The 24603-nt window shown below is 73.3% G+C and carries 24 protein-coding genes and 1 riboswitch; of the genes, 7 read left to right on the plus strand and 17 right to left on the minus strand.

Annotated features, from left to right (window positions below; translation table 11 throughout):
• Nucleotides 1–72 precede the first annotated feature (72 nt).
• The 3 genes from ACIPXM_RS10740 to ACIPXM_RS10750 are packed head-to-tail and all read right to left on the minus strand — an operon-like array spanning nt 73 to nt 2823.
• Nucleotides 73–780, minus strand: a complete 708-nt coding sequence (locus ACIPXM_RS10740; protein ID WP_401654794.1) for a response regulator — start codon at nt 778–780, stop codon at nt 73–75.
• Nucleotides 781–809: 29 nt separating this feature from the next.
• Entirely contained in the window at nt 810–2039 is a 1230-nt protein-coding gene (macS, locus tag ACIPXM_RS10745; RefSeq protein ID WP_401654230.1) for a MacS family sensor histidine kinase, read from the minus strand.
• Nucleotides 2040–2076: 37 nt separating this feature from the next.
• Nucleotides 2077–2823, minus strand: coding sequence for a lysophospholipid acyltransferase family protein (locus ACIPXM_RS10750; RefSeq protein WP_401654232.1), 747 nt, complete (start codon nt 2821–2823; stop codon nt 2077–2079).
• A gap of 207 nt (nt 2824–3030) precedes the next feature.
• Between ACIPXM_RS10750 and ACIPXM_RS10755 the strand changes: the two genes are divergently transcribed.
• Together ACIPXM_RS10755 and ACIPXM_RS10760 are read left to right on the plus strand one after the other, a co-directional pair.
• Nucleotides 3031–3813 carry an alpha/beta hydrolase gene (locus ACIPXM_RS10755; protein WP_401654234.1) on the plus strand — a complete coding sequence of 261 codons (783 nt, stop codon included), beginning with the start codon at nt 3031–3033 and terminating at the stop codon, nt 3811–3813.
• A complete protein-coding gene (locus ACIPXM_RS10760; RefSeq protein ID WP_401654235.1) occupies nt 3806–4507 on the plus strand; it encodes a hypothetical protein in 702 nt (233 codons plus the stop codon). Before ACIPXM_RS10755 ends, ACIPXM_RS10760 begins: the two co-directional genes overlap by 8 nt.
• 6 nt (nt 4508–4513) lie before the next feature.
• Here the strand turns inward: ACIPXM_RS10760 and ACIPXM_RS10765 are convergent, their stop codons facing one another.
• The 6 genes from ACIPXM_RS10765 to ACIPXM_RS10790 form a co-directional block, all read right to left on the minus strand.
• The gene (locus ACIPXM_RS10765; protein ID WP_401654238.1) at nt 4514–5263 is read right to left on the minus strand and encodes an endonuclease/exonuclease/phosphatase family protein; all 750 of its coding nucleotides are present in this window, start codon (nt 5261–5263) and stop codon (nt 4514–4516) included.
• Nucleotides 5264–5387: 124 nt separating this feature from the next.
• Complete coding sequence (locus ACIPXM_RS10770; RefSeq protein ID WP_401654240.1) at nt 5388–6329, minus strand: ROK family glucokinase; 942 nt, start codon at nt 6327–6329, stop codon at nt 5388–5390.
• Between the two features lie 144 nt (nt 6330–6473).
• Nucleotides 6474–6968: a DUF5304 domain-containing protein gene (locus ACIPXM_RS10775; protein WP_401654242.1), complete on the minus strand. Its 495-nt coding sequence runs from the start codon at nt 6966–6968 to the stop codon at nt 6474–6476.
• A 51-nt stretch (nt 6969–7019) separates the two neighbouring features.
• Nucleotides 7020–8189, minus strand: a complete 1170-nt coding sequence (locus tag ACIPXM_RS10780; RefSeq protein ID WP_401654244.1) for an ArsA-related P-loop ATPase — start codon at nt 8187–8189, stop codon at nt 7020–7022.
• 113 nt (nt 8190–8302) lie between these two features.
• The gene (locus ACIPXM_RS10785) at nt 8303–8746 is read right to left on the minus strand and encodes an SRPBCC family protein (protein WP_401654246.1); all 444 of its coding nucleotides are present in this window, start codon (nt 8744–8746) and stop codon (nt 8303–8305) included.
• Nucleotides 8747–8838: 92 nt separating this feature from the next.
• Nucleotides 8839–9606 carry a metallophosphoesterase gene (locus ACIPXM_RS10790; protein ID WP_401654249.1) on the minus strand — a complete coding sequence of 256 codons (768 nt, stop codon included), beginning with the start codon at nt 9604–9606 and terminating at the stop codon, nt 8839–8841.
• A gap of 277 nt (nt 9607–9883) precedes the next feature.
• Here ACIPXM_RS10790 and ACIPXM_RS10795 point away from each other — a divergent pair, with 277 nt between their 5' ends.
• Complete coding sequence (locus ACIPXM_RS10795) at nt 9884–11680, plus strand: AMP-dependent synthetase/ligase (protein ID WP_401654251.1); 1797 nt, start codon at nt 9884–9886, stop codon at nt 11678–11680.
• Between the two features lie 164 nt (nt 11681–11844).
• A complete protein-coding gene (locus ACIPXM_RS10800; RefSeq protein WP_401654253.1) occupies nt 11845–12372 on the plus strand; it encodes a hypothetical protein in 528 nt (175 codons plus the stop codon).
• Between the two features lie 8 nt (nt 12373–12380).
• On the opposite strand, the gene ACIPXM_RS10805 is transcribed toward ACIPXM_RS10800, so the two are convergent.
• Nucleotides 12381–13523, minus strand: coding sequence for a glycosyltransferase family 4 protein (locus ACIPXM_RS10805; RefSeq protein WP_401654255.1), 1143 nt, complete (start codon nt 13521–13523; stop codon nt 12381–12383).
• An 87-nt stretch (nt 13524–13610) separates the two neighbouring features.
• Between ACIPXM_RS10805 and ACIPXM_RS10810 the strand changes: the two genes are divergently transcribed.
• Entirely contained in the window at nt 13611–14954 is a 1344-nt protein-coding gene (locus ACIPXM_RS10810) for a glycosyltransferase 87 family protein (RefSeq protein WP_401654257.1), read from the plus strand.
• A gap of 38 nt (nt 14955–14992) precedes the next feature.
• Here ACIPXM_RS10810 and ACIPXM_RS10815 read toward each other — a convergent pair whose 3' ends face one another.
• The 5 genes from ACIPXM_RS10815 to ACIPXM_RS10835 form a co-directional block, all read right to left on the minus strand.
• Nucleotides 14993–16207, minus strand: coding sequence for a hypothetical protein (locus ACIPXM_RS10815; protein WP_401654259.1), 1215 nt, complete (start codon nt 16205–16207; stop codon nt 14993–14995).
• A 47-nt stretch (nt 16208–16254) separates the two neighbouring features.
• Entirely contained in the window at nt 16255–17268 is a 1014-nt protein-coding gene (locus ACIPXM_RS10820) for an NlpC/P60 family protein (protein ID WP_401654261.1), read from the minus strand.
• A gap of 211 nt (nt 17269–17479) precedes the next feature.
• A complete protein-coding gene (locus tag ACIPXM_RS10825; protein WP_401654263.1) occupies nt 17480–18508 on the minus strand; it encodes an NlpC/P60 family protein in 1029 nt (342 codons plus the stop codon).
• A 297-nt stretch (nt 18509–18805) separates the two neighbouring features.
• On the minus strand, nt 18806–20173 hold the full coding sequence (locus tag ACIPXM_RS10830; RefSeq protein ID WP_401654265.1) for an NYN domain-containing protein: 1368 nt from the start codon (nt 20171–20173) through the stop codon (nt 18806–18808).
• Nucleotides 20174–20216: 43 nt separating this feature from the next.
• A complete protein-coding gene (locus ACIPXM_RS10835; protein WP_128976779.1) occupies nt 20217–20459 on the minus strand; it encodes a hypothetical protein in 243 nt (80 codons plus the stop codon).
• A 151-nt stretch (nt 20460–20610) separates the two neighbouring features.
• On the opposite strand from ACIPXM_RS10835, the gene ACIPXM_RS10840 reads away from it, so the two are divergent.
• Both ACIPXM_RS10840 and ACIPXM_RS10845 read left to right on the plus strand, forming a co-directional pair.
• Nucleotides 20611–21345, plus strand: a complete 735-nt coding sequence (locus ACIPXM_RS10840) for a rhomboid family intramembrane serine protease (RefSeq protein WP_401654267.1) — start codon at nt 20611–20613, stop codon at nt 21343–21345.
• Nucleotides 21342–21623 carry an Lrp/AsnC family transcriptional regulator gene (locus ACIPXM_RS10845; protein ID WP_401654269.1) on the plus strand — a complete coding sequence of 94 codons (282 nt, stop codon included), beginning with the start codon at nt 21342–21344 and terminating at the stop codon, nt 21621–21623. The genes ACIPXM_RS10840 and ACIPXM_RS10845 overlap by 4 nt, the downstream gene beginning before the upstream one ends.
• Nucleotides 21624–21723: 100 nt before the next feature.
• Here the strand turns inward: ACIPXM_RS10845 and ACIPXM_RS10850 are convergent, their stop codons facing one another.
• Both ACIPXM_RS10850 and trpD read right to left on the minus strand, forming a co-directional pair.
• Nucleotides 21724–23148: an aminotransferase class V-fold PLP-dependent enzyme gene (locus tag ACIPXM_RS10850; RefSeq protein WP_401654271.1), complete on the minus strand. Its 1425-nt coding sequence runs from the start codon at nt 23146–23148 to the stop codon at nt 21724–21726.
• A 184-nt stretch (nt 23149–23332) separates the two neighbouring features.
• A riboswitch (SAM riboswitch) is annotated at nt 23333–23449 on the minus strand.
• Between the two features lie 87 nt (nt 23450–23536).
• On the minus strand, nt 23537–24601 hold the full coding sequence (trpD, locus tag ACIPXM_RS10855; RefSeq protein WP_401654273.1) for an anthranilate phosphoribosyltransferase: 1065 nt from the start codon (nt 24599–24601) through the stop codon (nt 23537–23539).
• Nucleotides 24602–24603 lie beyond the last annotated feature (2 nt).

Consider the following 24603-nt stretch of genomic DNA (forward strand, 5'->3'; position numbering starts at 1 on the left):
TATACGGGCCCGTCGCCGGACGGGCCCGCTCAGTGCCCGCGCAGCGCACCCGGAGTCGTCGGGTCGTCGGGCTCAGGCGTCGTCGAGCCCCCGCTCGATGGCGTAGCGGACCAGCTCGACCCGGTTGTGCAGCTGGAGCTTGCCGAGGGTGTTCTGGACGTGGTTCTGGACCGTGCGGTGCGAGATCACCAGCCGTTCGGCGATCTGCTTGTAGCTGAGGCCCTTGGCGACGAGCCGCAGCACCTCGGTCTCCCGGTCGGTGAGCTGCGGGGCCTTCGGCTCGTCGGTGCCGGACGCCGGGGCGGGCTCGGCGGCCAGCCTGCGGTACTCGCCGAGCACCAGACCGGCCAGGCCAGGGGTGAAGACGGGGTCGCCGACGGCGGTCCTGCGCACCGCGTCGATCAGCTCCTCGGTGCTGGCCGACTTCAGCAGATAGCCGGTGGCGCCGGACTTCACCGCCTCCAGGACGTCGGCGTGCTCGCCGCTCGCCGACAGCACCAGGACCCGCAGGCCCGGGTCGGCGCCGACCAGCTCCTTGCAGACCTGGACGCCCGGCTTCAGCGGCAGGTTGAGGTCCAGGACCAGCACGTCGGGGGCGGCCGCGGCGGCCCGCCGTACCGCCTGCTCGCCGTCCCCGGCGGTGGCGACCACGTCGAGGCCGCCCGCCTCGGCCAGGTCGCGGGCGACCGCGTCCCGCCACATCGGGTGGTCGTCGACCACCATCACCCGGATCGCCCGGTCCTGTCCCGCGGCCGCCCGGTCCGCCGTCGTCCGGTCCATGGTCCGCTCCCCCGCCGTCTGCCGTTCGCTCATGTCGTTGCCGCCTTCCCCCGCCGTTCCCGCGGCGCGCGCGGGACCTTCAGTTCCACTTCGGTGCCCTGTCCCGGCACCGAGACCAGCTCGGCGCTGCCGCCGAGATCCCGCAGTCTGCCCCGGATGGACAGCGCGACGCCCATCCGGCCCTCCCCCTCGGCCTGCGCGAGCCTGCCCTCGGGGATGCCGGGGCCGTCGTCCCGTACGGTGACGATCACCTCGTCGCCCCAGTCCTCCACCAGGATCCACGCCCGCGCGCCCGCGCCCGCGTGCACCCGGACGTTGTCCAGGGCGGCGCCCACGGCGGCGGCCAGCTCACGGGCCGCCTGGCCCGGCAGGACCACCGGCGCGCCCGGGTCGGCGAGGGTGACCAGCGATCCGGCGCGCGGCGCGAGCAGCGCCCGCAGGTCGACCGGGGCGTCCGCCGTCTCCTCGTCGGGCACCTCCACCACCCGCACCACCGCGCCCTCCGACTCGTCCTCGGAGACGTGCGAGGGCCGGGTGAGACCGCCGGCCACCAGGGTGCGAAGCGCGACCTCCTGCTCGCCCGCCATCCGGCCGAGCTCGGCCGCCTCGCCGCCGAGCGCGGTGCCGCGCCGCTGCACCATGGCGAGGACCTGGAGCACGCTGTCGTGGATGTCCCGGGCCAGCCGCTCCCGCTCCCGGGTGGCGGCCTCGATCTCCAGGGCCCGGGCGAGGGTGCGCTCGGAGGCCCGGGCGACCTCGACCACGTACCCGATGGCGATCGACGCCACCCACACCAACAGCACGTTGTGCAGGGTGTCCCGGCTGGGGTCGCCGCGCTCGATGATGTTGGCGACGGCGACCAGCGAGGACGCCACCCCGGCCCAGCGCCAGCCGCCCTTGATGGCGAAGGCGAGGACGGCGCCCGCCGTCCATATGGACGGCAGGGTGGGGCTGTCGACGGTCTGCGCCTGCGGGTCGGCGAGCGGGGTGAGCAGGATGCCGGTGAGCGCCACGGTGAGGTCGGCGACCAGGAAGCGCTTGGTGCAGCTGGCGGCGTTCGCGACCTTGGGGAGGGTGGCGAGGGTCCACACGGCGAGCACCGCGAGGAACGTGACGGCGATCCACGGCCGGTCCCAGCGCTCCCGGCCGAAGGCGGCGAGCAGCAGCGCGTACACCATGGTGATCACGCGGTAGGCGGTCAGGGCACGCCACAGCGGCTGCTCCACCGACATGCGCACGACACGCTCACGCCTGGCCATCGTCCCCACCCCCGGGGCGCCCGCTCCCCACGAAGGGTCAGGCGCCGGACTCTTCCCGCGCCGCGATCTCGGCCTTGACGGCCTCCTTGGCGGCCTTCTCGGCGTCCGCGAGCTGCCGCTTGGCGGCGGTCGCGTAGATGTCCACGTACTCCTGCCCGGACAGCTTCATGATCTCGTACATGACCTCGTCGGTCACCGAGCGCAGGATGAAGCGGTCGCCCTCCATGCCCTGGTAGCGGCTGAAGTCGAGCGGCTTGCCGATCCGGATGCCCGGACGCATCAGCTTGGGCAGCACCTTGCCGGGCGGCTGGATCTTCTCGGTGTCGATCATCGCGACCGGGATCACCGGCGCGCCGGTGGCGAGCGCCACGCGCGCGAGGCCGCCGGGCTTGCCCCGGTAGAGCCGCCCGTCGGGCGACCGGGTGCCCTCGGGGTAGATGCCGAACAGGCCGCCGCCCTCGATGACCTCGATGCCCGCCCTGATCGCCGCCTCGCCCGCGCCGCGGGCGCCGGAGCGGTCGACCGGGAGCTGTCCGACGCCCTTGAAGAACGCGGCCGTCATCCTGCCCTTGACGCCGGGAGTGGTGAAGTACTCGGCCTTCGCGATGAAGGTGACCTTGCGGTCGAGGACGGCCGGCAGGAAGAAGGAGTCGGAGAACGACAGGTGGTTGCTCGCGAGGATGGCCGGCCCCTCGGCGGGAACGTTCTCCAAGCCCTCCACCCAGGGCCTGAAGGCGAGCTTCAGGGACCCGCCGAGGGAGAACTTCATTGCGCCGTAGATCAACTCGCCATGCCTTCCGTGGTGCCGTCACGACGACTTTATCCCGTACCGACCCGGCCGGAGCCGCCTGCCGTGCCGCTCGCCCGCGCCATCGTGCGAACGGCCCTGGTCGGTGTCGGTCCGGTCGCGTACGGTGAAAGCCTTCCCCTTCCCGAAGCCGCTCCGGCCGCCGCGCGGCGCACCCGGAGTCGAACCCGAACAGGAGACCCCGTGCCGGTCCTTCCTGGAGCCGAGCCGTACCGCCATGAGGGCGGAGAGGTCGGCGTGCTCCTCTGTCACGGATTCACCGGTTCCCCGCAGTCGCTGCGTCCCTGGGCCGAGTATCTGGCCGGGCGCGGGCTGACGGTCTCGCTGCCGCTGCTGCCGGGCCACGGCACCCGCTGGCAGGACATGCAGCTCACCAGCTGGCAGGACTGGTACGCGGAGGTCGACCGCGAGCTGCGCGAGCTGACCGCGCGGTGCGCCAAGGTCTTCGTGATGGGCCTGTCGATGGGCGGCGCCCTGACCCTGCGGCTCGCGGCCCGGCACGGTGACGCGGTCAGCGGCATCGTGGTGGTCAACCCGGGCAACAAGGTGCACGGCCTCGCGGCGTACGCGCTGCCGGTCGTGCGGCACCTGGTGCCCAGCACCAAGGGCATCGCCAGCGACATCGCCAAGGAGGGCGTGGCGGAGGTCGGCTACGACCGGGTGCCGCTGCACGCGGCGCACTCGCTGCGGCGCTTCTTCCAGCTGGTCGACGGGGAGCTGCCGCAGGTCACCCAGCCGATGGTGCTGCTGCACAGCCCCGAGGACCATGTGGTGCCGCCGGTCGACTCGGCGCGGATCCTGAGCCGGGTGTCGTCCACGGACGTCAAGGAGATCCTGCTGGAACAGAGCTACCACGTGGCGACGTTGGACCATGACGCGGAGCGCATTTTCGAGGAGAGCTGGGCGTTCGTGTCCCGGCTCGCTCCGGACCTGGTCGGCGAGAAGGGAAGCGCGAGCGGTGGCTGAGCAGCAGGACGGGGAGCGCGAGCCGCAGCCCATCGACGAGGAGGCGGCGTGGGCCGCGATCGTCGCGGGGTACGGCGAGGAGCCCGCTGATCCCCCGGGCGCGCGCCCGTTCCGGCGCCCGGTGGAGGATCTGGCACTGCCGGAGCCGGAGGAGTCCGCGGGCGGCGGCACGGCGGTGCGGCCGGTGACGGGGCCCGGGCCCGGGCCCGGCACCGAGAAGCCCGACAAGTTCCGCAAGCCGGAGCGCGCGGAGGCGGCGGACGAGGCGGAGGGTACGGAGCCGGGGAGCGGTCCGGACGCCCCCGCCGGGCCCGTGCCGCTCGGTTCGTCGATCGTCTTCGCCCCGGGCGTCGGCGTCTCCGGCCCCCGCGACTACTCCCTCGCGGACCCCGACGAGCCCACGGCCACCACCGGCTCCGGCAGGTCCGGCGACGACGAGGGCCACTTCGTCCCCCCGGAGCCCCCACCGCTCCCGGAGGCCGACGCCACCACCAAGTTCGCCTGGCTCGGCGTGGTCGGCGGCCCGATCCTGCTGCTGCTCGCGGTGCTGCTCCAGTGGGACATGACCTGGTGGCTCACCACCCTGTGCGTGGGCGGCTTCCTGGGCGGCTTCGCCACCCTGTTCGCCCGCATGAAGCACGACGACGAGGACGACGACGGCTTCGACGACCCGGGCCGGGGCGCGGTGGTGTAGCCGCGACTATCTGATCGCGGGCACACGGACCACCGCCAACACAGGCAGGTGGTCCGTCGCCGTTTCCAGGTCCCTGCGGTCGAGGTCCGGGGGGACTCCGCAGGAGAGGACCTCGATGCCCGGGGTGGTCAGGATCGCGTCGATGCGGCGGTCGGGGGCGGTGGCCGGGAAGGTGTGTTCGGTGCCCCAGGGGGCGGCCTCCCAGCCGTCGGTGAGGTCCTTGGTGAGACGGGTCCAGGCGGGGCCGCCGGGGCGTTCGTTGAGGTCGCCCGCGACCAGGGTGTACGGGGTGCCCAGCGCGGCCACCCGGTCCAGGACCAGGCCCGCCTGGGCGGTGCGCTCCTCGGTGGCCAGGCTCAGATGGCAGCTGATCAGGCCGAGCCTGGCGCCGCCGAGGCGGACCACGGCGGTCGCGAGGCCGCGCCGGTGCCGCCCGGGGGTGAGCGGGAGCAGCACGTCCTCGGTGCGTTCCACGGTGGCCCGCAGCGAGCAGAGCAGCAGCGGCCCCGCGGCGGTCGCGCCGCCCGACAGCATCACCAGTTCGCTCTTCGCGGCGAGCCGCGCCGCGTGCTTGCGCCAGCGGAAGAAGCGCGGTGCTTCCTGCACGCACACCACGTCGGGCGCGCACGCCCTGATCACCCGGGCCAGGGCGTCCTCGTCGTCGCGCATCGACCGCACGTTGTAGGAGAGGACCCGGACCACGGCCGAACCGTCCGGCTCGGTAGCGGAGTGGGGCAGCTCACTGGTGGTCGCCATGCGCCCCACGATAGGCGCGGTGCCCGCCGCGCCCCGGAGGGCACGACGGGCACCGGTACGCCGGGGCGGAGGTTCAGCCCTGACGGAGGATCAGCCTTGGTGGCGGCTCGGCCCTGCCGGGCGCTCAGCCCTGCCGGGCGAGGTCCGCCGCGCCGACCAGGCCCGCCTTGTTGCCGAGCTGCGCCGCGAGGACCTGGGCGTGCGGCCGCCACTGGCCGCCGATCAGCCAGCGCCGGAACGACTTGCGGATCGGGTCGAGGACCAGCTCGCCCTCGTCGGAGACGCCACCGCCGACGATGAACGCCGACGGGTCGAACAGCGACGCCAGGTCGGCGAGTCCGGCACCGGCCCAGCGGGCCAGCTCGCGGAACGAGTCGACGGCCACCGGGTCACCGGCCCGCGCGGCCTGGCTGACGTGCTTGCCCTGGACGCCCTCGGGGGTGCCGTCGCCGAGGCTCAGCAGCACGGTGGCGTTCTCCGGGGTGGCCGCGGCGCGCTGGCGCGCGTACCGGACGAGCGCCCGGCCCGACGCGTACTGCTCCCAGCAGCCCTGGCTGCCGCAGCCGCACAGCAGACCGTCCGGGACGACCCGGATGTGTCCGAACTCGGCGGCCACGCCGAAGCGGCCGCGGCGCAGCTTGTTGCCGATGATGATGCCGCCGCCGAGGCCGGTGCCGAGGGTGATGCAGATGACGTCCTCGTGACCCTGCCCGGCGCCGAACCGGTACTCGCCCCAGGCGGCCGCGTTGGCGTCGTTCTCGACGACGACGGGGAGGCCGACGCGCTGCTCGACCTTGTCCTTCAGCGGCTCGTGCCGCCAGTCGATGTTGGGCGCGAAGAGGACGGTGGCGCGCTTGTCGTCGACGTAACCGGCGGCGCCGATGCCGACGGCCTCGATCTGGTACCCCTTGCCGGCCTCGGAGACCGCCGCGCAGATCGCGTCGACGATGCCCTGGGGCGTCGGCGGCGTGGGCACGGTGTGCGTGTCGAGGATCGTGCCGTCCTCGTCCACCACACCGGCCGCGATCTTCGTGCCGCCGATGTCGACGCCGATGGTGAGTCCCATGTGTCCCTCAGTTTTCGGTCGAGCCCCGCTACGGCCCACCGTACCCGAGGAGGGCACTGTTCTTGATCGGCCGGGGACGGCTCCCGGACCGGTTCCGGGCCGGTCCCGGGCCGGTTCCGTACGGCTTCCGGACCGGTTTCCCGCTCAGTCCAGGTCGATGGTCTGGCCGGGTCCGGGACCTTCGTCCTCGCCCGGCTCCTCCGGCTTCCCCGGCTGCCCCGGCTCACGGGCCGCCCCGTCGTCCCGGCCCGCCATGTCCTCGGCGGACTGGCCGGTCGCGCGGCGGGTGTCGCCGCGGGTCCAGCGGGCCTCCTGGCCCTGGACGGCGGAGCGGTAGGCGGCGAGGAGTTCGTTCCCGGCGGCGGCGAGGTGGTCGAAGACCTCGGGGTTGCGCTCGATGACGGGCTCGACGATCGCCTTCGCCTGGTTGACGACCTGGTGCACGGTGGCCGCCGCCTGGGCGCCCGCGACGGAGCCGCCGAGGGTGCCGCCCAGCTTGTCGGCCACGGCCTCGAAGAGCTTGCGGAACTCCTCGGCGGCCGAGCCGGGCTCCTGGCCGCCGTGCCGGGCCCGCCGCCGGTCCCGCTCCGCCTTCAGGTCCTCCGCGCAGGCGTCGGCCCAGGCGTCCCCATCGCTCATGGCGTACTCCTCGTCGCTCCTACCGTCGACGGTACACGTCCGGCCGACGGCTCAGGGGGTGCCCGTCGGCCACAGTCCGGGGTCCGGGGCGAAGCGGATGCGCAGTTCGTCGTCGACCAGGCCCGCGCCGGTCACCGTGCAGCGGCGGAGCGCCGGCGGCAGCGGCACCGCCCGGCGGAAGGGTCCGGCGGCGAGCAGCAGTTCGTCGCCGCGGCGGACCAGCGAGAGGCCGTCCTTGACGGCGCCGGGCAGCGGCACGTGCCAGACGAGCAGGCCGTCGTCGGCGAGCCGGTCCTCGACGTGCCAGGCGGGTGCGGCGGCGGGTGCGGCCGGTTCCGGTACGGCGAGCAGCACCAGGTCCTCGGGGCCGCGCGGGTCGCGGCCGAGGTGGGGCAGTTCGCGCAGGGCGGGGTGGTCGGCGCGGAGGCCGGCGAGGTTCCGGTGGCGTTCGGCGGCGAGGGCGGCGAACCACGGGTCGGGCGAGTCGGCGGGCAGCACCCGGTTGGCGACGACGCCGTCGAGGGCGAGGCCGTGCAGCGCGAGGCCGAGGCGGGCGGTGCGCAGGGCGTCGGGGGCGCCGGGTCCCGGCTCGACGACGAGCCGTACGGAGGTGCCGGGGGATTCGACGACCGCCTGGACGGCGGCCAGCTCCGTCTCCCAGCGCTCGGTCGCGCCGTACAGCCACTGGGCGGGCGCCGGTACCCCGGCGAGCTGGGCGAGCATCGGGCGCAGCGCGCGGGCGGCCTGCCGCTCGGGCGGCAGCAGGCGGCGCAGGTAGCGGCGCAGCTGGGCGGGGAGGGCGAGCAGCGCGAGGGCTTCGCGGACCGGCGGGAGTTCGACGAGGACCAGGTCCCAGTCGCCCGCGGCGGCGGCGCGGAGCGCGCGGAGCAGGGCGACCTGGCCGCTGCCGGGGAGTTCGGTCAGTTCGGCGTCCTCGAAGGGCGCGGCGCCGAGCAGGTCGAGGACGGTCGCCGAGCGGGCCTGGAGGGCGAGGAACTCGCGCCGGAAGTCGGCGGCGGGGTCGGGCACGAGGAGGTGCGGGCGGCCGTCCCCGGCGCCCGGTCCGGTCGCCGGGGCGAAGGTGCCGGCCGGGGCGAGCGCCTCGGCGTCCGCCGACACGAGCAGCACCCGGCGGCCCGCCCTGGCCTCGGCGAGCGCGGTGCCGACGGTCACGGTGGTCCGTCCGGCGCCGCCGGTCCCGGTGACAAGAATGATCCGCATACGGCGACGGTACCGGCGTGCCGGTGCCCGGCCGTCGGCGGTCCGGTCCGACGGCCTTGCCCGCCCGGATGCCCGCGGGCCTCCTCGTCGGCCTGCTCGTCGGCCTGCGCGGCCTACTTGTCGGACTCGACCCGCTTCTTCAGACCGGCGAGCGCGCGGTCGATGATGACCTTCTCGGCCTTGCGCTTGATCATGCCGAGCATCGGGATCTTGACGTCGACGGTCAGCTGGTAGGTGACCTCGGTGCCCGTGCCGCCGGGGGCGGCGGCGAGCCGGTAGGAGCCGTCGAGGGAGCGCAGCATCTGGGACTTGACCAGGGTCCAGCTGACCTCGTTGTCGCCGGTCCAGGTGTACGCGAGGGTGTGGTCGTCCTTGATGGCGCCCGCGTCGAGCACCAGCCGGACCTTCTCGGCGCGCCCGGCCTGGTCGGCCTCCAGGACCTCGGCCTCCTTCACCTCGCCCGTCCACTCGGGGTAGCGGGCGAAGTCGGCGATCACGCTCATGACCTCGGCCGGGGCCGCCTCGATGGTGATGCTCGAGCTGGTGTGTTCCGCCATCGCGGTGGCTCCTCGTTTGGACGCGATCCGTATCTGCGTGTCTGCCCGAAGGCAAGGCTCTTGAAGGCTATCGCGCCGCCGTCACCGGCCCGTCACCACTCCAGGCGCCACGGCCGTCCGGTCGAGGCGAAGTGGCCGACGTTCACGCACTCGGTGGCGCCGATCCGCATCCGGCGGGCGAGCGGCTGGTGGACGTGGCCGAAGAGGTGGTAGCGGGGGCGGGTGCGGTGGAGGGCGTCGAGCAGGGCGCGGCTGCCGCGTTCGAAGCGGCGGGCGACGGTGTCGTAGGTGAGCTCGGGGACGTCCGGCGGGATGTGCGAGCAGAGCACGTCGACCTCGCCGAGGGCCTCGACCTTGGCCGCGTACTCCTCGTCGGAGATCTCGTACGGGGTGCGCATGGGGGTGCGCAGGCCGCCGCCGACGAAGCCGAAGACGAGGCCGCCGAGCTCGATCCGCTCGCCGTCGAGGACGGTGGTGCCGGGGCGTGCGTACTCGGGCCAGAGGCCGGGGATGTCGACGTTGCCGTAGGTGGCGTACGTGGGGGTGGGGAAGGCGCCGAACAGTTCGGCGTACTGGCGGCGCACGGCGGACTCGATGGCGGTGGCCCGGTCGATGCCGAGCTCGCCCCAGAGGCGGCGGCCGAGCTCGCGGGCCTCGTCGAAGCGGCGGGCGGTGCGCAGCTCGACGAGCCGGTCGGCGTTCTCGGCGCCGAACAGGTCGGGGAAGATGCCCCGGTTGTGGTCGGCGTAGTCGAGGAAGAGGACCAGGTCCCCGAGGCATATCAGGGCGTCGGCGCCGTCCCCCGCCCGGGCGAGGTCTCGGGCGTTTCCGTGCACGTCGCTCACCACATGGATCCTCATGGCGGTCAGCGTAGACGCGCGGACACTCGCGGTCCCCGACCTGCGGTTACTTCCGAGTCGGGAAACCGGTGGATTACTGTGCGACCAGGACGGCCACGCGTGTGTGACGCACGGAACATCTGACCAGGACCCCCTATCGGGAACCGCGTACTGATGGGTAACGTCCGGGCAGTCCAGTCGTGCTCAGCCCCCACCTCTGAGCACCTGCCCGATCATGGACCGCACCGGTGCGTTCACACAGAGCCGTGGCGCCGGCGCCCGATGAGGAGCAGCAGTCTTGCGCGAGTTCAGCCTTCCGGCCCTGTACGAGGTCCCCGCGGACGGCAACCTGACGGATCTCATCCGCCGCAACGCCTCCCAGCATCCAGACGTCGCCGTGATGGGCCGCAAGGTCCCCGGCGGCTGGGCCGACGTCACCGCCAAGGAGTTCCTGGCCGAGGTGCGCGGGGCCGCGAAGGGCCTGATCGCCGCCGGGGTCGAGCCGGGCGACCGGGTCGCGCTGCTGTCCCGCACCCGCTACGAGTGGGTGCTCCTCGACTTCGCGATCTGGAGCGCGGGCGCGGTCACCGTGCCGGTGTACGAGACCAGCTCGCCGGAGCAGATCCAGTGGATCCTCGGTGACGCGGGCGTCTCCCTGGCGCTGGTCGAGACGGCCGCCCACGAAGCGTCGGTCGAGTCGGTGCGGGGGCAGCTGCCCGGCCTGCGGACGGTCCTGCAGATCGACGGCGACGCGGTCGCGCGGCTGACCGCGGACGGCGCGGACGTCTCCGACGAGCTGCTCGACCAGCGGATGTCCAGCGCGAACGCGGACGACCCGGCGACCATCGTCTACACCTCGGGCACCACCGGCCGCCCCAAGGGCTGTGTGCTGACCCACCGCGCCTTCTTCGCGGAGTGCGGCAACGTGGTGGAGCGGCTGAAGCCGCTGTTCCGCACCGGCGAGTGCTCGGTCCTGCTGTTCCTGCCCGCCGCGCACGTCTTCGGCCGGCTGGTCGAGGTCGCCTCGGTGATGGCGCCGATCAAGCTGGGGCTGCTGCCCGACATCAAGAACCTCACCGACGAGCTGGCGTCCTTCCGGCCGACGCTGATCCTCGGCGTGCCGCGGGTCTTCGAGAAGGTCTACAACTCGGCCAGGGCCAAGGCGCAGGCCGACGGCAAGGGCAAGATCTTCGACAAGGCGGCGCACACCGCGATCGCCTACAGCCGCGCGCTGAGCAGCCCGCAGGGCCCGTCCTTCGGGCTGCGGCTGAAGCACAAGATCTTCGACAAGCTGGTCTACAGCAAGCTGCGGGCGGTGCTCGGCGGGCGCGGCGAGTACGCGATCTCCGGCGGCGCGCCGCTGGGCGAGCGGCTCGGGCACTTCTTCCGGGGCATCGGCTTCACCGTCCTGGAGGGCTACGGCCTCACCGAGTCGTGCGCCGCGACCGCGTTCAACCCGTGGGACCGGCCGAAGATCGGCACGGTCGGCCAGCCGCTGCCCGGTTCGGTGGTGCGGATCGCCGACGACGGCGAGGTGCTGCTGCACGGCGAGCACATCTTCTCCGGCTACTGGAACAACGAGGCGGCGACGGCCGAGGCGCTGGCGGACGGCTGGTTCCACACCGGCGACATCGGCACCCTCGACGAGGACGGCTACCTCGCGATCACCGGCCGGAAGAAGGAGATCCTGGTCACGGCGGGCGGCAAGAACGTCGCCCCGGCCGTCATCGAGGACCGGATCCGGGCGCACGCGCTGATCGCCGAGTGCATGGTGGTCGGCGACGGGCGGCCGTTCGTGGGCGCCCTCGTCACCCTCGACGAGGAGTTCCTGGGCCGCTGGGCGAGCGAGCACGGCAAGCCCGCCGGGGCGACGGCGGTGATGCTTCGGGACGACCCGGAGCTGCTCGCGGAGATCCAGCGGGCGATCGACGACGGCAACGCGGCGGTCTCGAAGGCGGAGTCGGTGCGGAAGTTCCGTATCCTGTCCGCGCAGTTCACCGAGGAGGCGGGGCACATCACCCCGTCGCTGAAGCTGAAGCGCAACGTGGTGGCGAAGGACTTCGCCGACGAGATCGAGGCCATCTACCGCGCCTGACCCCGTCGGCCGGAACACACGCCCCTGGCGGACCCGTGAACCGGGCCCGCCGGGGGCGTTCGCACGCCTCACCCTGATCCGGGTCCGATCCCGAACCGGGTCCGACTCCCGAACCGGGTCCGATCCCGATCCTGAACCTGAACCTGAAACGACGGAAGGAAGCCATGCGGCTCAACCGACGCGGCCCCGCGGTCCTGGGCGCGGCCCTGCTGTCCCTCGTCGCCCTCACCGGCTGCGGCGGTGACAGCTGGGGCGAGAAGGCCGGGCTCCCGGCGGCCGGGGACATCGCGGCGATCGAGAAGATCGTCGCCGCCCACACCACCTGCAGCGATCTGCGCACCGGCACGGCGGGCGGCCGGCTCGCCGAGGAGACCCGGGACCCGGCCTGGGCGGTGCGCGAGCGGGCGGTCTGCGGCGACGACGCCAGGGACACGGTGACCCTGCTGTCCATAGCGGACATGGCCAAGTTCCAGCGCGCGAACAAGGCGGCGGCGGCCCGCGGCAAGGGCGTCCAGGTGTTCCTGGGCCAGGACTTCGCACTGGCGGCCGCGGACCCGCGCACGGCGAAGGCGCTCCTCGAGGCGGACGTGCTGCTGTTCGCCTGCGACAAGGACTTCAAGGTCCCGGACGGCTACCGGAACGAGGAACTGCTGGTGGACGGCTGCGCCCTGACGGACTACCTGCCCGGTTAGGCCGTGTCCTAGAGCAGTTCCTTCAGCCGCTCCGCGAGCAGGTCCCAGCGCCACCGCTCCTCGACCCAGCGGCGGCCCCGCTCCCCCATCCGGGCCCGCAGCTCCGGGTCGAGCAGCAGGGTCGCGATCCGGTCGGCGGCGGCCTCGGGGCTTCCGCCGGGGACGACCCAGCCGGTCTCGCCGTCCAGGACGGCGTCCGGGGCGCCGCCGGAGTCGCCCGCGACGACCGGCAGGCCGGTGGCGGACGCCTCCAGGTAGACGATGCCGAGGCCCTCGACGTCCAGGCCGCCGCGCCGGGTGCGGCACGGCATCGCGAAGACGTCGCCCGCCCCGTAGTGCGCGGGCAGCTCCGACCAGGGCACGGCACCGGTGAAACGCACCGAACCGGCCACCCCGGTGCGGTCGGCGAGCTTGCGCAGCTCCTGCTCGTACGGGCCGCCGCCGACGATCAGCAGGACCGCGTCCGGCACCCGGCGCAGGATCTCCGGCAGGGCGAGGATCAGGGTGTCCTGGCCCTTGCGCGGCACGAGCCGGGAGACGCACACCACGACCGGCCGGTCGCTCAGACCGAGCCGGGCGCGGATCTCGGCGCCGCCCGAGTCGGGGTGGAAGGTCTTCTCGTCGACGCCCGGCGGCAGCTGGGTCATCCGGGCCGCCGCGGCCGGGGTGAGCGCGGACGCGATCCGCGAGCGGGTGTACTCGCCGAGGTAGGTGAGGGTGTCCGTGCCCTCGCCGATCCGCCGCAGCAGCTGCCGGGCGGCGGGCAGCTGGGCCCAGCCCGCCTCGTGGCCGTGGGTGGTGGCGACCAGGCGGCGCGCCCCGGCGCGGCGCAGCGCGGGGCCCATCAGGCCGAGCGGGGCCGCCGCGCCGAACCAGACGGATTGGCAGCCGTGCTCCCGCAGCAGCGCCGTCGCGCGCGCGGTGACCCGGGGCGTCGGCAGCAGCATGGTGGTGCGGTCGCGCACGACCGTGAAAGGCTGTTCCGCGTCGAACGCGGCCGTCGCCTCGATCCCCTCGCGGCTGCGCTTCCAGGTGGAGGCGTAGACCACCAGCTGGTCGGGATCCAGGCGCAGCGCCATGTTGTGCAGGAAAGCCTGGATTCCGCCCGGACGTGGCGGAAAGTCGTTGGTTACGATCAGGGTCTTGTGCATCGTGGCCGACAGTACCGCGATCGCATCCCCGGCCCGGCACCACCATCCGCCGCCGCGGCGGACCGACAGGACAGGAACAGGACAGGTATGACGGGCGCAGTGGGTACGGCCGCCACGACCATCCGGCGCGCCGGACTGCGGGAGGGACTGAACAGACCGCTGTTGCTGTGGGGTCTCACCCGGGTGTTGATCCTGCTCTGTGTGTTCAAGATCGTGGTGATCCCCGGTCCCGATGTCACCAGTGACGTCGAGGAGATCTACCAGGGCTGGTACGAGGTCCTGAAGACCGGCACGTTCCCGCTGGACGACGTCACCTGGCAGTACCCGCCGGCCGCCGCGCTGGCCATCCTGGCGCCCGCCGCGCTGCCGTTCCTCGGCTACTCGGCCGCCTTCTTCGTGATCGCGCTGCTCTGTGACGCGCTGGTGTTCGGGCTGCTGATGTACGCGGGGCGGCGGCCGGGCCGGTCGATGCGGGGGGCCTGGCTGTGGCTGGCCGGGGTGCCGCTGCTCGGGCCGACCGCGTACTCCCGGTACGACCTGATGGTGACGGCGGTGGCGGTGGCGGCGCTGCTCGCGGCGGTGCGCAGCCCCGTGGTGATGGGGGCGCTCGCCGGGTTCGGCGCGACCCTGAAGGTGTGGCCGGTGCTGCTCCTGGTGGGTGCGGCGCGCGGCCGGGCGGCGTTCCGTTCGGTGGCCGCGGCGGCGGGTTCGGCGGCGGCGGTGCTGCTGATGTGCGCGCTCGCGGCGCCGGGTTCGCTGGCGTTCCTGGGCTTCCAGCGGGACCGGGGCACGGAGATCGAGTCGCTGGGCGCGATGGTCTTCCACATCGCGATCCACTTCGGCTGGCCGGGCGAGGCCCGGATGAACTACGGCGCGATCGAATTCCTCGGCCCGGGGGTGGCGACGGTGTCGACGGTGTCGATGCTGCTGTCGGTGGCCGGGTTCGGCTGGCTGCTCGTGTGGTGGTGGCGGTGCCGCCGCCGTACCTCGGCGACCACGGCCGACGCGGCGTTCGTGGCGCTGCTGCTGTTCACCACGACGAGCCGGGTGATCAGCCCGCAGTACATGATCTGGCTGGTGGGCCTGGCGGCGGTGTGTCTGGTCTACCGGGCGACCGGGATGCGCAAGCCCGCGCATCTGGTGCTGTGGGCGACGGCGGTGACCCAGTTCGAGTTCCCGGTGTGGTTCTCGCACGTCGGTGACAGCGACCCGCTGGGCATCGCGCTGCTGTTCCTGCGCAACGGGCTGCTGATCGCGGCCACCGTCTCGGCCTGCCGCATCCTGTGGCGGCAGACGGTCACCGAGCCGCGGCTGGCCGCCGAGGCGGCGGCCCGGCTGCCGATCCCGGCTCAGCCGGACGCGGTCCGCACCCCGGCCCCGGTGTCGGCCGGAGCCGGCGCCGCCACCACGAGCACGGCCACCCCGGCCTGAGCCCGCACCCGCCGGACGCCCGCCCCTGAAGGCAGCGGTTAACCGAGCCGCTCCCCCAGGTACGCCCGCCACCGCGCCGTGAACTCCTCGGGCGTGGTGTCCAGGACGTCCTTCAGCGCCTTCTCCACCGCTCCGTCGCGCTGCGGGTGGGCGCCCACCGCGCGGTAGAAGTCGGTCAGTTCGGTCTCGCCCCACTCGTCGGCGATCAGCTCGCAGGCCAGCCAGCCGCTCTCGTAGGCGCGGGCCATCGCGTCCGCGTCGCCGCCGAAGGTGAACGCCTTGTCGTCGGGGAGGGCGGCGGGGGTGTCACCGGCCCGGACCGCGCGGGCGAGTTCCGGGGCGGCCTGGGTCGCGGTGCGGCCGGTGCCGCGGTAGGCGGCCCAGTCGGCGAAGCCCTCGGACAGCCAGACCGGGGTGGCCGCGGTGGTGCGGGTGCGGGTGGCGACATGGGTGGTCTCGTGGGTGAGGACGAAGCCGCGGCCGAAGTCGCCGAGCACCCCGTACGCCTCGGGGTTCACGATCACCCGGTCCGCCGGGGCGTTCGGGCCGCCGCCCACCTCGCCGGTGGTGACGGCGGCGATGCCCTTGTACGAGGCGGCGGGCGCCCCGAGCAGCGCGCCCATGGCGTCCACCGACGCGGGCACGATCACCACGACCCGGCCCGCCCAGTGCTCGGGCCAGGCCGCGTCGACGGCGGGTACCGCCCGGTCGGCGGCGTCGGCGATCTCGGTGAGCCGTTCCCGGCTCTGGCCGACGCCGAGGACCAGGCTGCGGCGGCCGGTGACGGTGGTCACCTCGCCCTGCTGCCAGAGCTGCTCGGGGCCGCCGTCGGCCGGGCGGTCCCCGGCGACGTACCAGCGGCCGTCCCGCTCGACCAGGTCGAGGACCCGGCTGCTGGTGGCGGGCCCTGAGTCGTAGCCCTCGATGCGGTAGCCGAGTTCGGCGGTGGCGGTGGCCCGGCCCGTACCGACCGGGTCGACCCGGGTGACCCGGTAGCTCCAGCCGCCGAGCGGGATCTTCCCGAGCCGGGCGAACTCGGTGCGGGCGGCGGGCACCAGGGCCGGGTCGAGCGAGGCCAGGTAACCGGCCTCGTCACGGTCGAGCAGCGCCCGGGCGTGACTGTCCAGGAGCTGCTGCACCTGGCCCTGCGCGGGCCCCGAGGGGCCGGGGGCGGTGCAGCCGGTGAGCACGAGCAGAGCGGCGAGCAGCATTCCACTCGCGCCGCGCGCCGCCGTACTTCCCAGACCTGCCATCCTCCCGATCGTACAAAGGAAGCGCGCTCCGGGGGCGGCGGGCGGGGTCAGACCCGGGTCACCGTCACGTTCGACATCATGTTCACCGGGTCGTAGCGGACCCGGGCGCCCGGGTAGGGGGCGTGGATGACCTGGCCGTTGCCCGCGTAGATCGCCACATGGCTGGCGTCGCCGCGGTAGGTGACCAGATCGCCGGGCTGGGCCTGGGAGAGCGGGATCCGGCGGCCCGCGTTGCGCTGGGCCTGCGAGGTGCGCGGCAGCGCGATCCCGGCCTTGCGGTACGACCAGACCATCAGGCCCGAGCAGTCGAAGGCGGACGGTCCGGTCGCGCCCCACACATAAGGGCTGCCGATCACGCTGCGGGCGGCCATCACCGCGGCGGCGGCGCGCGAGGGGCCGAGGTCGGCGAGCGGCGGGAGTTCCTCGTCGAAGGCGGCGCGGCCGGACCGGGAGGCCCGCTCGAAGCCCTCGCGCTCGTCGACGGAGAGCGAGGCGAGCACCCGGCGGGCCTCGGCGAGCTTGTGCTCGACGGTGCGCTTGTGGCGGGCCACCTCGGTGCGGCTGCGGTCCAGTTCGACGAGGGCCCGGCCGGCCTCGGCGCGCTGCTGGGACAGGGCGCGCAGTTCGCGGCGGAGTTCGCCGAGTGCGGCACCCTGCCGGGCGGTGACCCGGTCGAGCACGGAGGCCCGTTCGAGATAGCTGTCCGGGTTCGAGGAGAGCAGCAGGGCGAGCGCCGGGTCCATGCCGCCGGAGCGGTACTGGGCGCCCGCGACCGAACCGAGCGCGCCGCGCATCAGGTTGATCCGTTCCTGGGCGCGGGCCAGCGAGTCCTGGGCCAGCGAGACGGTGCGGCGCAGCGCGTCGGCCTTCTCGTCGGCCTGGTTGTAGCCCTCGGTGGCGCGCTCGGCCTCCTCGAAGAGCCGGTCGACGGTGGCCCTGGTCGCCTCCGGTCCGGTGCCGCCGGGGTCGGCGTGCGCGGGGACGGCGCCGAGTGCCGTGGCCGCGGTGGCCGCGGCGGCGGTGAGGACGGTGACCCTGGCGGGTCGGCGGTGGGACGCCACGGACAGCGCTCCTCGGCTCGGCGGACTCGACGGACTGGCGCGGCAGACAGTAGCCGGTGATCACTCCAGGTCCAACGAAGCCGTCGGGCACACAAAGTGACGCCCCGCCGGAGACCACAGGTCACCGGCGGGGCGTCACGTCAGTTCGGGATCCGACGAACCACCCGTTCGGAGGGCGGGCGCGTCGCGTCGGGCGTCCGGGGCGGGTGCGTCAGATGCGCACGCCGAACTGGAAGGTGCCCATGTAGTTCATCGACTCGTAGCGGACCACGGCGCCGGGCTTGGGCGAGTGCAGGATGGTGTTGTTGCCCGCGTACAGACCCACGTGCGACAGGCCGTTGAAGAAGACCAGGTCGCCCGGCTTGAGCTGGCTGCGGCCGATCTTCACGCCGTCGTTCTGCTGGGTGTAGGTGGTGCGGGTGAGGTCGACGCCGGCCTGGCGGTAGGCCCACATCGTCAGACCGGAGCAGTCGTACGAGTTGGGGCCCTCGGCGCCGGAGACGTACGGCTTGCCGAGCTGGGTGGCGGCGGCGCTCAGGGCGGCGGCGCCGCGCTGCGAGGCGGGCACCTCGTTGCCGAGGTTCACCCGCTCACCGGCGGCGCGGCTGGCCCGCTGCTCGTCCTGCTGGAGCTTGGCGCGCTCGGCGGCGGTCAGCGTGTTGAGCAGCTTGCGCGCCTCGGCGAGCTTGCCCTGGAACTTCTTCTTCTTGTCGCCGAGGGTCTTGCGGACGTCCTCGAGGTCGGCGAGCTTCGTCGTCGCCTCGGCCCGCTGCTGAGCGAGGGTGCGCTGCTTGGCCTGGATGGACGTGAGCACGTCGGCCTGCTTGGCGCCGAGCTGGTCGATCGCGGACGCCTTGTCGAGATAGGTGTCCGGGTCGGCGGAGAGGAAGAGCTGGAGCGCCGGGTCGATGCCGCCGGAGCGGTACTGCGCGGTGGCGACCGAACCGATCTGGCCGCGCAGGGTGTTGAGCTCCTGCTGGCCGCGGGCGACCTTGTCCTGGAGGGCGCCGATCTCCTTCTGGAGCTTCTCGCGGCGCTCGTCGGCCTGGTTGAACTGCTCCGTGGCCTCTTCGGCCTCGTGGTTGAGCTTGTCGACCTTCGACTTGACCTCGTCGATCTTCGGCTTCGGGGCCGCCTGTGCACCGGACTGGGCGGAGAGCGCGACGGCCGCTGCGGCGGTCGCGGTGAGCACGGTCACACGGGTGCGGCTCGGCTGCTTGGGACGACGGTGGGACGCCACGGGGGCAGTCTCCTTCTTCCTCGAGCCGCCCAACCGGTCTTCGGCAGGCGGGACCAACGCCGCCATCCGGGATGGATGATCAACCGTGCGAAGGTTCGAGCCCCGACCTTAGTGACCATCTTGTGATCAGTTCAAATCCCAATGGTCAAAATCTCACTCACGACACAACTTATTTACCGACATCGCACGCGCAGTAGTGGTCAGTTGACCCTGCGCGGAGAAGGAAACGGGCTTAACGGACAAGCCTGACGAGTCGTGACGAGACATGGCGAGACGTGGCGAGTACCGCCGGAACCGCTAGGAAAGCCGCGAAAGCCGCTTGAGCAGCAGCGCCGACGCGACCGGCCGCGCACCGGACTTGGCGACCCCGTCGGCCACCTCACGGTCGCTGGACACCACGACCACCGGCCGCCCGTGCGGCTCGGCGCGCACCAGCTGCCGGATCAACTCGTCGGCCGTGACACCCGGCTTGGAGAACAGCACCCGCACCCCGCGCGGCGGCGCGAGCAGCACCGGCGCCGCCAGCTCCGCCCCGTCGAACACACAGGTGACCTCGGCGCCCGACCGGGCCGCGAGCGCGGAGAGCCCGCCGAGCAGCCGCAGCCGCTGCTTCTCCAGCGGCATGGTCGGATAGCCGGTCTTCGTCACGTTGTAGCCGTCCACCACCAGGTGCGCCTGGGGCAGTTCGAGCAGCTGGTCCAGGAGCGCCGGGTCGGTCTCCGACAGCGCGCGGGCCGCGATGTCCTTCGGCGACATCCGCCCCGGCTCCACCGCGTCCACCAGATCCGCCGGGTGCATCGCGGCCGGGGGCAGCGCGAGTTCCCTGCGCAGCCCCTGCGCCGCGTCGAGCACGGTGTCGAGCAGCAGCCGCAGCCGCATGTCCTCGACCGAACGCCCCTCGCGGGACGCCCTGCGGCTGCCTTCGAGGGCGGCCTCGACCTCACCGAGCCGGGCCTTCAGCCGCCGGGTCTCGCTCTCCGCCGCCGACACCTGGGCGGCGGACTCGGTCCGCGCGGTGTCCATCTCGGCCTGGATCCGGCGCAGCGCCGCCTCGCCGCGCTTCACGTCGCTCTGCGCGCTGCGCAGCTTGCGGTGAAGCGATTCGGCTTCCTTGCGGGCGGCCTCCAGGTCGCGCCGCAGCTGCTCGGTCTCGGACCTGGCCCGGTCCTTGGCGGCGCCGACCTCCTCGCGCAGCCGCTCCAGTTCGCGGCGGCCCGCCTCGTCGGCGCGCTCGGCGTCGGCCCGCTCGGCCTCCTCGCCCGCGGCGGCGACCAGCTTGCCCCAGCCGGCCGGGCGCAGCACATAGGCGGCCGCGGCGACGTCGACCGGGTCGGCGGCGGCGGGCGGCGCGCCGGACTCGACGGACCCGGCCAGCTCCGGCTGGGTCTCCTTGAACCGCTCGCCGATCCGCTGCCGGAACAGCGGGTCGCTCTCCAGGGCGGCGGCCATCGCGTTCCCGGCGAACTTGGCCCGCCGGGAGGCGGTGAAGCGGGCGTACTGGCGCAGCGGGGCGGGCAGCTCAGCGACGGTCAGGCCGCCGAAGGCGTCCGCGACAAGCGCGACCACCTTGCGCCGTACGGCCTCGGGCAGCGGTCGGTCGAGCGCCTCGGCGGCATCGTCGCCCGCCGAGCCCGCCGGCTCATCACCGTGCGCGGGCTGCGCCACGATCCGTCACCCTCTTCCTGTCTCGCCCTCGCCGGGCCGCTCCTCAGGAAGCGGCGCCGGGCCTGTCCACCAATTCGATCTGGTCCACCGCGTTGCACCAACGGCAGCGGACCGACTCGATGGTCTCACTGACCACCTCGCGCTCCTCGACCTTGGGCTCTCCGGCGAGGTCCAGATGGACGTACTCCACGACCTTGGACGAGCGCGTCACGTCGAAGCGGGTCAGATTGCCGCAGAGGGTGCAGCGCCAGCGGGTCTCGGCGGTCGGCAGGGGAACCGTCGTCATCGTGCCGTCCTCTTTCCGTACGAGGAATTACGGGCCCGCGGTGCGCCGTCGAACTGCGGGAGTACTGCCCGTAACCCTACGGCCTCACGGGTACCCCGGGGCACGGCGAGGCACTCTGTCCAGGTGGGGCCGGGTACGCCATGATCTGTCCATGATCGACTGGCGGGGCGCGGCCCTCGGCGCCTGGCGCGGCGCCCGCAACGGGCCGACCATGACGTACGGCCTCATCGCCGCCTGCGTGCTGTTCTTCGCGGCCAGTCCGGTGTCCGGTCTGAACCCCGGCTTCGGCACCGGCGACCAGCTGCTCGCCGCGCAGGGCGCCTACTTCCAGCGCTGGGGCGTGATCCCGGCCGAGCTGATACGGGGCGAGCCGCGCGCCCTGCTCACCCCGCTGACCGCGCTGTTCGTGCACGGCAGCTGGCTGCACCTGCTCGGGAACATGCTGTTCCTGTACGTGTTCGGCGCGATGACCGAGGAGCGGATGGGGCCCTTCGCGTTCGGCCTGTTCTATCTGGGCGTCGGCTACGTGGCGCTGCTCGGGTACGCGGCGGCGCACGCGGACAGCGAGCAGACCCTGGTGGGGGCGTCGGGCGCGATCTCCGGGGTGCTCGGCGCGTTCCTCTATCTCTTCCCGCGCGCCCGGGTGACGAGCCTGTTCCCCTTCCTCTTCTTCCTGCCGCTGCGGTTCCCCGCCTGGATCGTGCTGATCTTCTGGTTCGTGCTCCAGTGGCTGGCGGCGCGCGCGGCCGGGGCGGGCCCCGGGGTCGCCTACCTGGCGCACGTCATCGGCTTCGCGGCCGGCTTCCTCTACGCGTGGGCCCGCTACAGACGGGGGGTTAGAGTGAAGCCACCAGCCGCGGCCACCGAGGGAGAAAGCCAGCCGTGATCACCGCGATCGTGCTCATCAAGACCAGCGTGGACCGCATCCCCGAGATCGCCGAGGCCATCGCCGCGATCGATTCGGTCAGCGAGGTCTTCTCGGTCACCGGCACCTACGACCTGATCGCCATGGTCCGGGTGGGCCGCCACGACGACCTGGCCGACATCATCCCCGGCCAGATCTCCAAGATCCCCGGCGTCGAGGGCACCGACACCCATGTCGCCTTCCGCGCCTACTCGCAGCACGAGCTGGATGCGGCCTTCGCCATCGGCCTGGAGTCCTGACCGCTCTCTCGGCGAATTCCGGCGGATTTCGGCGACTTTCGGCAACGGTGAAGCCGGCCTCTCCCCCGCGGGAGGCCGGCTTCACCCGTACGGGGGACTCTCAGCCGCGGTCCGGGACGCAGCGGCCGTCCTCGGTGCGGTACTTCCACTGGGCGCCGTCGCGGACCAGCTCCTTGACCGCGCCGACGAACCGCTCGACGTGCTCGTCGGGGGTGCCCGCGCCGAAGCTGACCCGGATGGCGTTCAGGCTGCGCTCGCCGGGGGCGGCCTCGGGGGCGCCGCACTCGCCCGGGTCCTGCGGGTCGCTGCCGAGCAGGGTGCGGACCAGCGGGTGGGCGCAGAACAGTCCGTCGCGGACGCCGATGCCGTACTCGGCGGAGAGCGCGGCGGCGAAGTGGGAGCTGTTCCAGCCCTCCACCACGAAGGAGATGACGCCGACGCGGGGCGCGTCGTCGCCGAACAGCGACAGCACCCGCACCTCGGGGACGTCGGCGAGACCGGCGCGGACGGTGTCGATCAGGTGCCGCTCGCGGGCCACCAGGCGGTCGAAGCCCGCCTCGGTGAGCGCCTTGCAGGCGCTCGCGACGGCGTAGACGCCGATCACGTTGGGCGAACCGGCCTCGTGGCGGGCGGCGGTGGTGTGCCACTCCACGTCGACGCCGCCGTCGGCGCGGCGGGCCACGGTGCGGGAGGCGCCGCCGCCCGCGAGGTAGGGCTCGGCGGTCTGGAGCCAGTCGGCGCGTCCGGCGAGGACGCCGGAGCCGAACGGCGCGTACAGCTTGTGGCCGGAGAACGCGACCCAGTCGACGTCGAGTTCGCGCACGGAGACCGGGTGGTGCGGGGCGAGCTGGGCGGCGTCCAGGACGATCCGGGCGCCGTGCGCGTGGGCGGCGGCGGCGAGTTCGCGCACCGGCCACAGTTCGCCGGTGACGTTGGAGGCGCCGGTCACGCAGACCAGGGCGGGGCCGTAGGGGTCGCGGTCGGCGAGCGCCCGCTCCAGGGTGGCGACGGCCTCGTCGGGGGTGCGGGGCGCGTTGAGGTAGGTGACGTTCGCGTCCTGCCAGGGCAGCAGCGAGGCGTGGTGCTCGGTCTCGAAGACGAAGACCTGGCAGTCGGCGGGCACCACCCGGGCGAGCAGGTTGAGCGAGTCGGTGGTGGAGCGGGTGAAGACGACCTGGTCGCCGGGGCGGCAGTCGAGGAACTCGGCGACGGTGGCGCGGCTGTTCTCGAACAGGTCGGTGGAGAGCTGCGAGAGGTACCCGGCGCCGCGGTGGACGCTGCCGTAGTACGGGGCGTAGGCGGCCACGTCGTCCCAGACGCGCTGGAGCGCGGGGGCGCTGGCGGCGTAGTCGAGGGCCGCGTAGCTGACCTCGCCGCCGGTGACGAGCGGGACGGTGACATCGCGGCCGAGGACCGGCAGCGGGGCGTCGCAGCAGGGGTCGCCGTCGGTGGCGGCGGCACCGGCGGCGGTGGCGGAGGAAGCGGCGGTGACGGTGGCGGCGGCGGTGTTCGGGTACGCGGACATAACGGTGTCTCCCGGCAGAAAAGGGGCGCGAAAAGGCGTGATGATCCCGTGGAGCGGCAGCGCACAAGGGGGTGCCGCGGACGGGTGAAGGGGGTGGAGAAGGGGCCGGAAGGGCCCTAACGCATTCGCTTGCTCACGAGACAACACTCCCTAGAGGACCAAGGACCCCAGGGTGACGCGCAGGGGTCCGCGCTTGCCACAGGCTTCTGCACATGCGGCCTGGTCTTCACCCGGGGCACCCCGCCACGGACGGAGGGTTGCCGGACAGCCAGCCGGGGCTTTGTCGCTGTCACTCATGACCTGGTCAAGAACTTATGCCAGACGATCACGACGACGCAACCCCGTCCCGGCATCCGGGACGGGGTCGTCATCGTGCGTTCACATGCCGTCAGGCGTTGCTGGCCGCGATCCACCGGTCCAGGCTGGCCCGGGCCGCGCCCGAGTCGATGGCGGCGGCGGCCCGGTCGATACCGGCCCGCAGCTGCTCCGCCAGGGTGCCCTGGCCCGGTTCGAGCGCGGTCAGCGCCGCCGCCGCGTTCAGCAGCACCGCGTCCCTGACCGGCCCGGTCTCCCCCGCGAGCAGCCGCCGGGCCACGTCCGCGTTGTACGACGGGTCGCCACCGCGCAGCGCGTCCAGGGTGACCGGGGTGATGCCGACGTCCCGGGGGTCGAACCGCTCCTCGCGGACCGTGCCGCCGCCCACCACCCACACCCGGGAGGTGCCGGTGGTGGTCAGCTCGTCAAGGCCGTCGTCGCCGCGGAACACCAGCGCCGAGTTGCCGCGCGCGGCGAGCACCCCGGCGACGATCGGCGCCATCCGGGGATCGGCCACGCCGACCGCCTGGGCGCGCACCTGGGCCGGGTTGGTCAGCGGGCCGAGCACGTTGAAGGTGGTGCGGATGCCGAGCTGGCCGCGGGCCGCGGCGACGTGCCGCAGCGAGGGGTGGAACCGTACGGCGAAGCAGATGGTGATGCCCGCCTCCTCGGCGACCTCGGCGACCCGGCGCGGGGTCAGGTCGAGGTTGATGCCGAGCTTCTCCAGGACGTCGGACGAGCCGGAGGCGGAGGACGCGGCCCGGTTGCCGTGCTTGACGACCTTGGTGCCGGTGCCGGCCACCACGATCGACGCCATGGTGGAGATGTTCACCGTCTTGGCGCCGTCGCCGCCGGTGCCGACGATGTCGACGGCCGGGCCCGGCACCTCGATGACGTTGGCGTGCGCGTACATCGTGCGGACCAGACCGGTGATCTCCTCGACCGTCTCGCCCTTGGCGCGCAGCGCCACCATGAACCCGGCGATCTGCGCGTCGGTCGCCTCGCCGCGCATGATGAGGTCCATCGCCCAGGCGGTGTCGTCGGCGGACAGGTTCCGTCCTTCGAGAAGGCCGTTCAGCAGGGCGGGCCAGGAGCGGCCCGCCGCTGAATCGCTCCCAGCGGGGTGCACAGCGCTCATGA

It is taken from the genome of Streptomyces sp. NPDC090025, assembly GCF_044748125.1.
Classification (GTDB): domain Bacteria; phylum Actinomycetota; class Actinomycetes; order Streptomycetales; family Streptomycetaceae; genus Streptomyces.

Excerpts from the sequence above, each read along its gene's own strand:
- ACIPXM_RS10740 (WP_401654794.1), bottom strand. The coding sequence starts at position 780 with ATGGACCGGACGACGGCGGACCGGGCGGCCGCGGGACAGGACCGGGCG.
- macS (WP_401654230.1), bottom strand. The coding sequence starts at position 2,039 with ATGGCCAGGCGTGAGCGTGTCGTGCGCATGTCGGTGGAGCAGCCGCTG.
- ACIPXM_RS10765 (WP_401654238.1), bottom strand. The coding sequence starts at position 5,263 with ATGGCGACCACCAGTGAGCTGCCCCACTCCGCTACCGAGCCGGACGGT.
- ACIPXM_RS10770 (WP_401654240.1), bottom strand. The coding sequence starts at position 6,329 with ATGGGACTCACCATCGGCGTCGACATCGGCGGCACGAAGATCGCGGCC.
- ACIPXM_RS10775 (WP_401654242.1), bottom strand. The coding sequence starts at position 6,968 with ATGAGCGATGGGGACGCCTGGGCCGACGCCTGCGCGGAGGACCTGAAG.
- ACIPXM_RS10780 (WP_401654244.1), bottom strand. The coding sequence starts at position 8,189 with ATGCGGATCATTCTTGTCACCGGGACCGGCGGCGCCGGACGGACCACC.
- ACIPXM_RS10785 (WP_401654246.1), bottom strand. The coding sequence starts at position 8,746 with ATGGCGGAACACACCAGCTCGAGCATCACCATCGAGGCGGCCCCGGCC.
- ACIPXM_RS10790 (WP_401654249.1), bottom strand. The coding sequence starts at position 9,606 with ATGAGGATCCATGTGGTGAGCGACGTGCACGGAAACGCCCGAGACCTC.
- ACIPXM_RS10800 (WP_401654253.1), top strand. The coding sequence starts at position 11,845 with ATGCGGCTCAACCGACGCGGCCCCGCGGTCCTGGGCGCGGCCCTGCTG.
- ACIPXM_RS10805 (WP_401654255.1), bottom strand. The coding sequence starts at position 13,523 with ATGCACAAGACCCTGATCGTAACCAACGACTTTCCGCCACGTCCGGGC.
- ACIPXM_RS10810 (WP_401654257.1), top strand. The coding sequence starts at position 13,611 with ATGACGGGCGCAGTGGGTACGGCCGCCACGACCATCCGGCGCGCCGGA.
- ACIPXM_RS10815 (WP_401654259.1), bottom strand. The coding sequence starts at position 16,207 with ATGGCAGGTCTGGGAAGTACGGCGGCGCGCGGCGCGAGTGGAATGCTG.
- ACIPXM_RS10835 (WP_128976779.1), bottom strand. The coding sequence starts at position 20,459 with ATGACGACGGTTCCCCTGCCGACCGCCGAGACCCGCTGGCGCTGCACC.
- ACIPXM_RS10840 (WP_401654267.1), top strand. The coding sequence starts at position 20,611 with ATGATCGACTGGCGGGGCGCGGCCCTCGGCGCCTGGCGCGGCGCCCGC.
- ACIPXM_RS10850 (WP_401654271.1), bottom strand. The coding sequence starts at position 23,148 with ATGTCCGCGTACCCGAACACCGCCGCCGCCACCGTCACCGCCGCTTCC.
- trpD (WP_401654273.1), bottom strand. The coding sequence starts at position 24,601 with ATGAGCGCTGTGCACCCCGCTGGGAGCGATTCAGCGGCGGGCCGCTCC.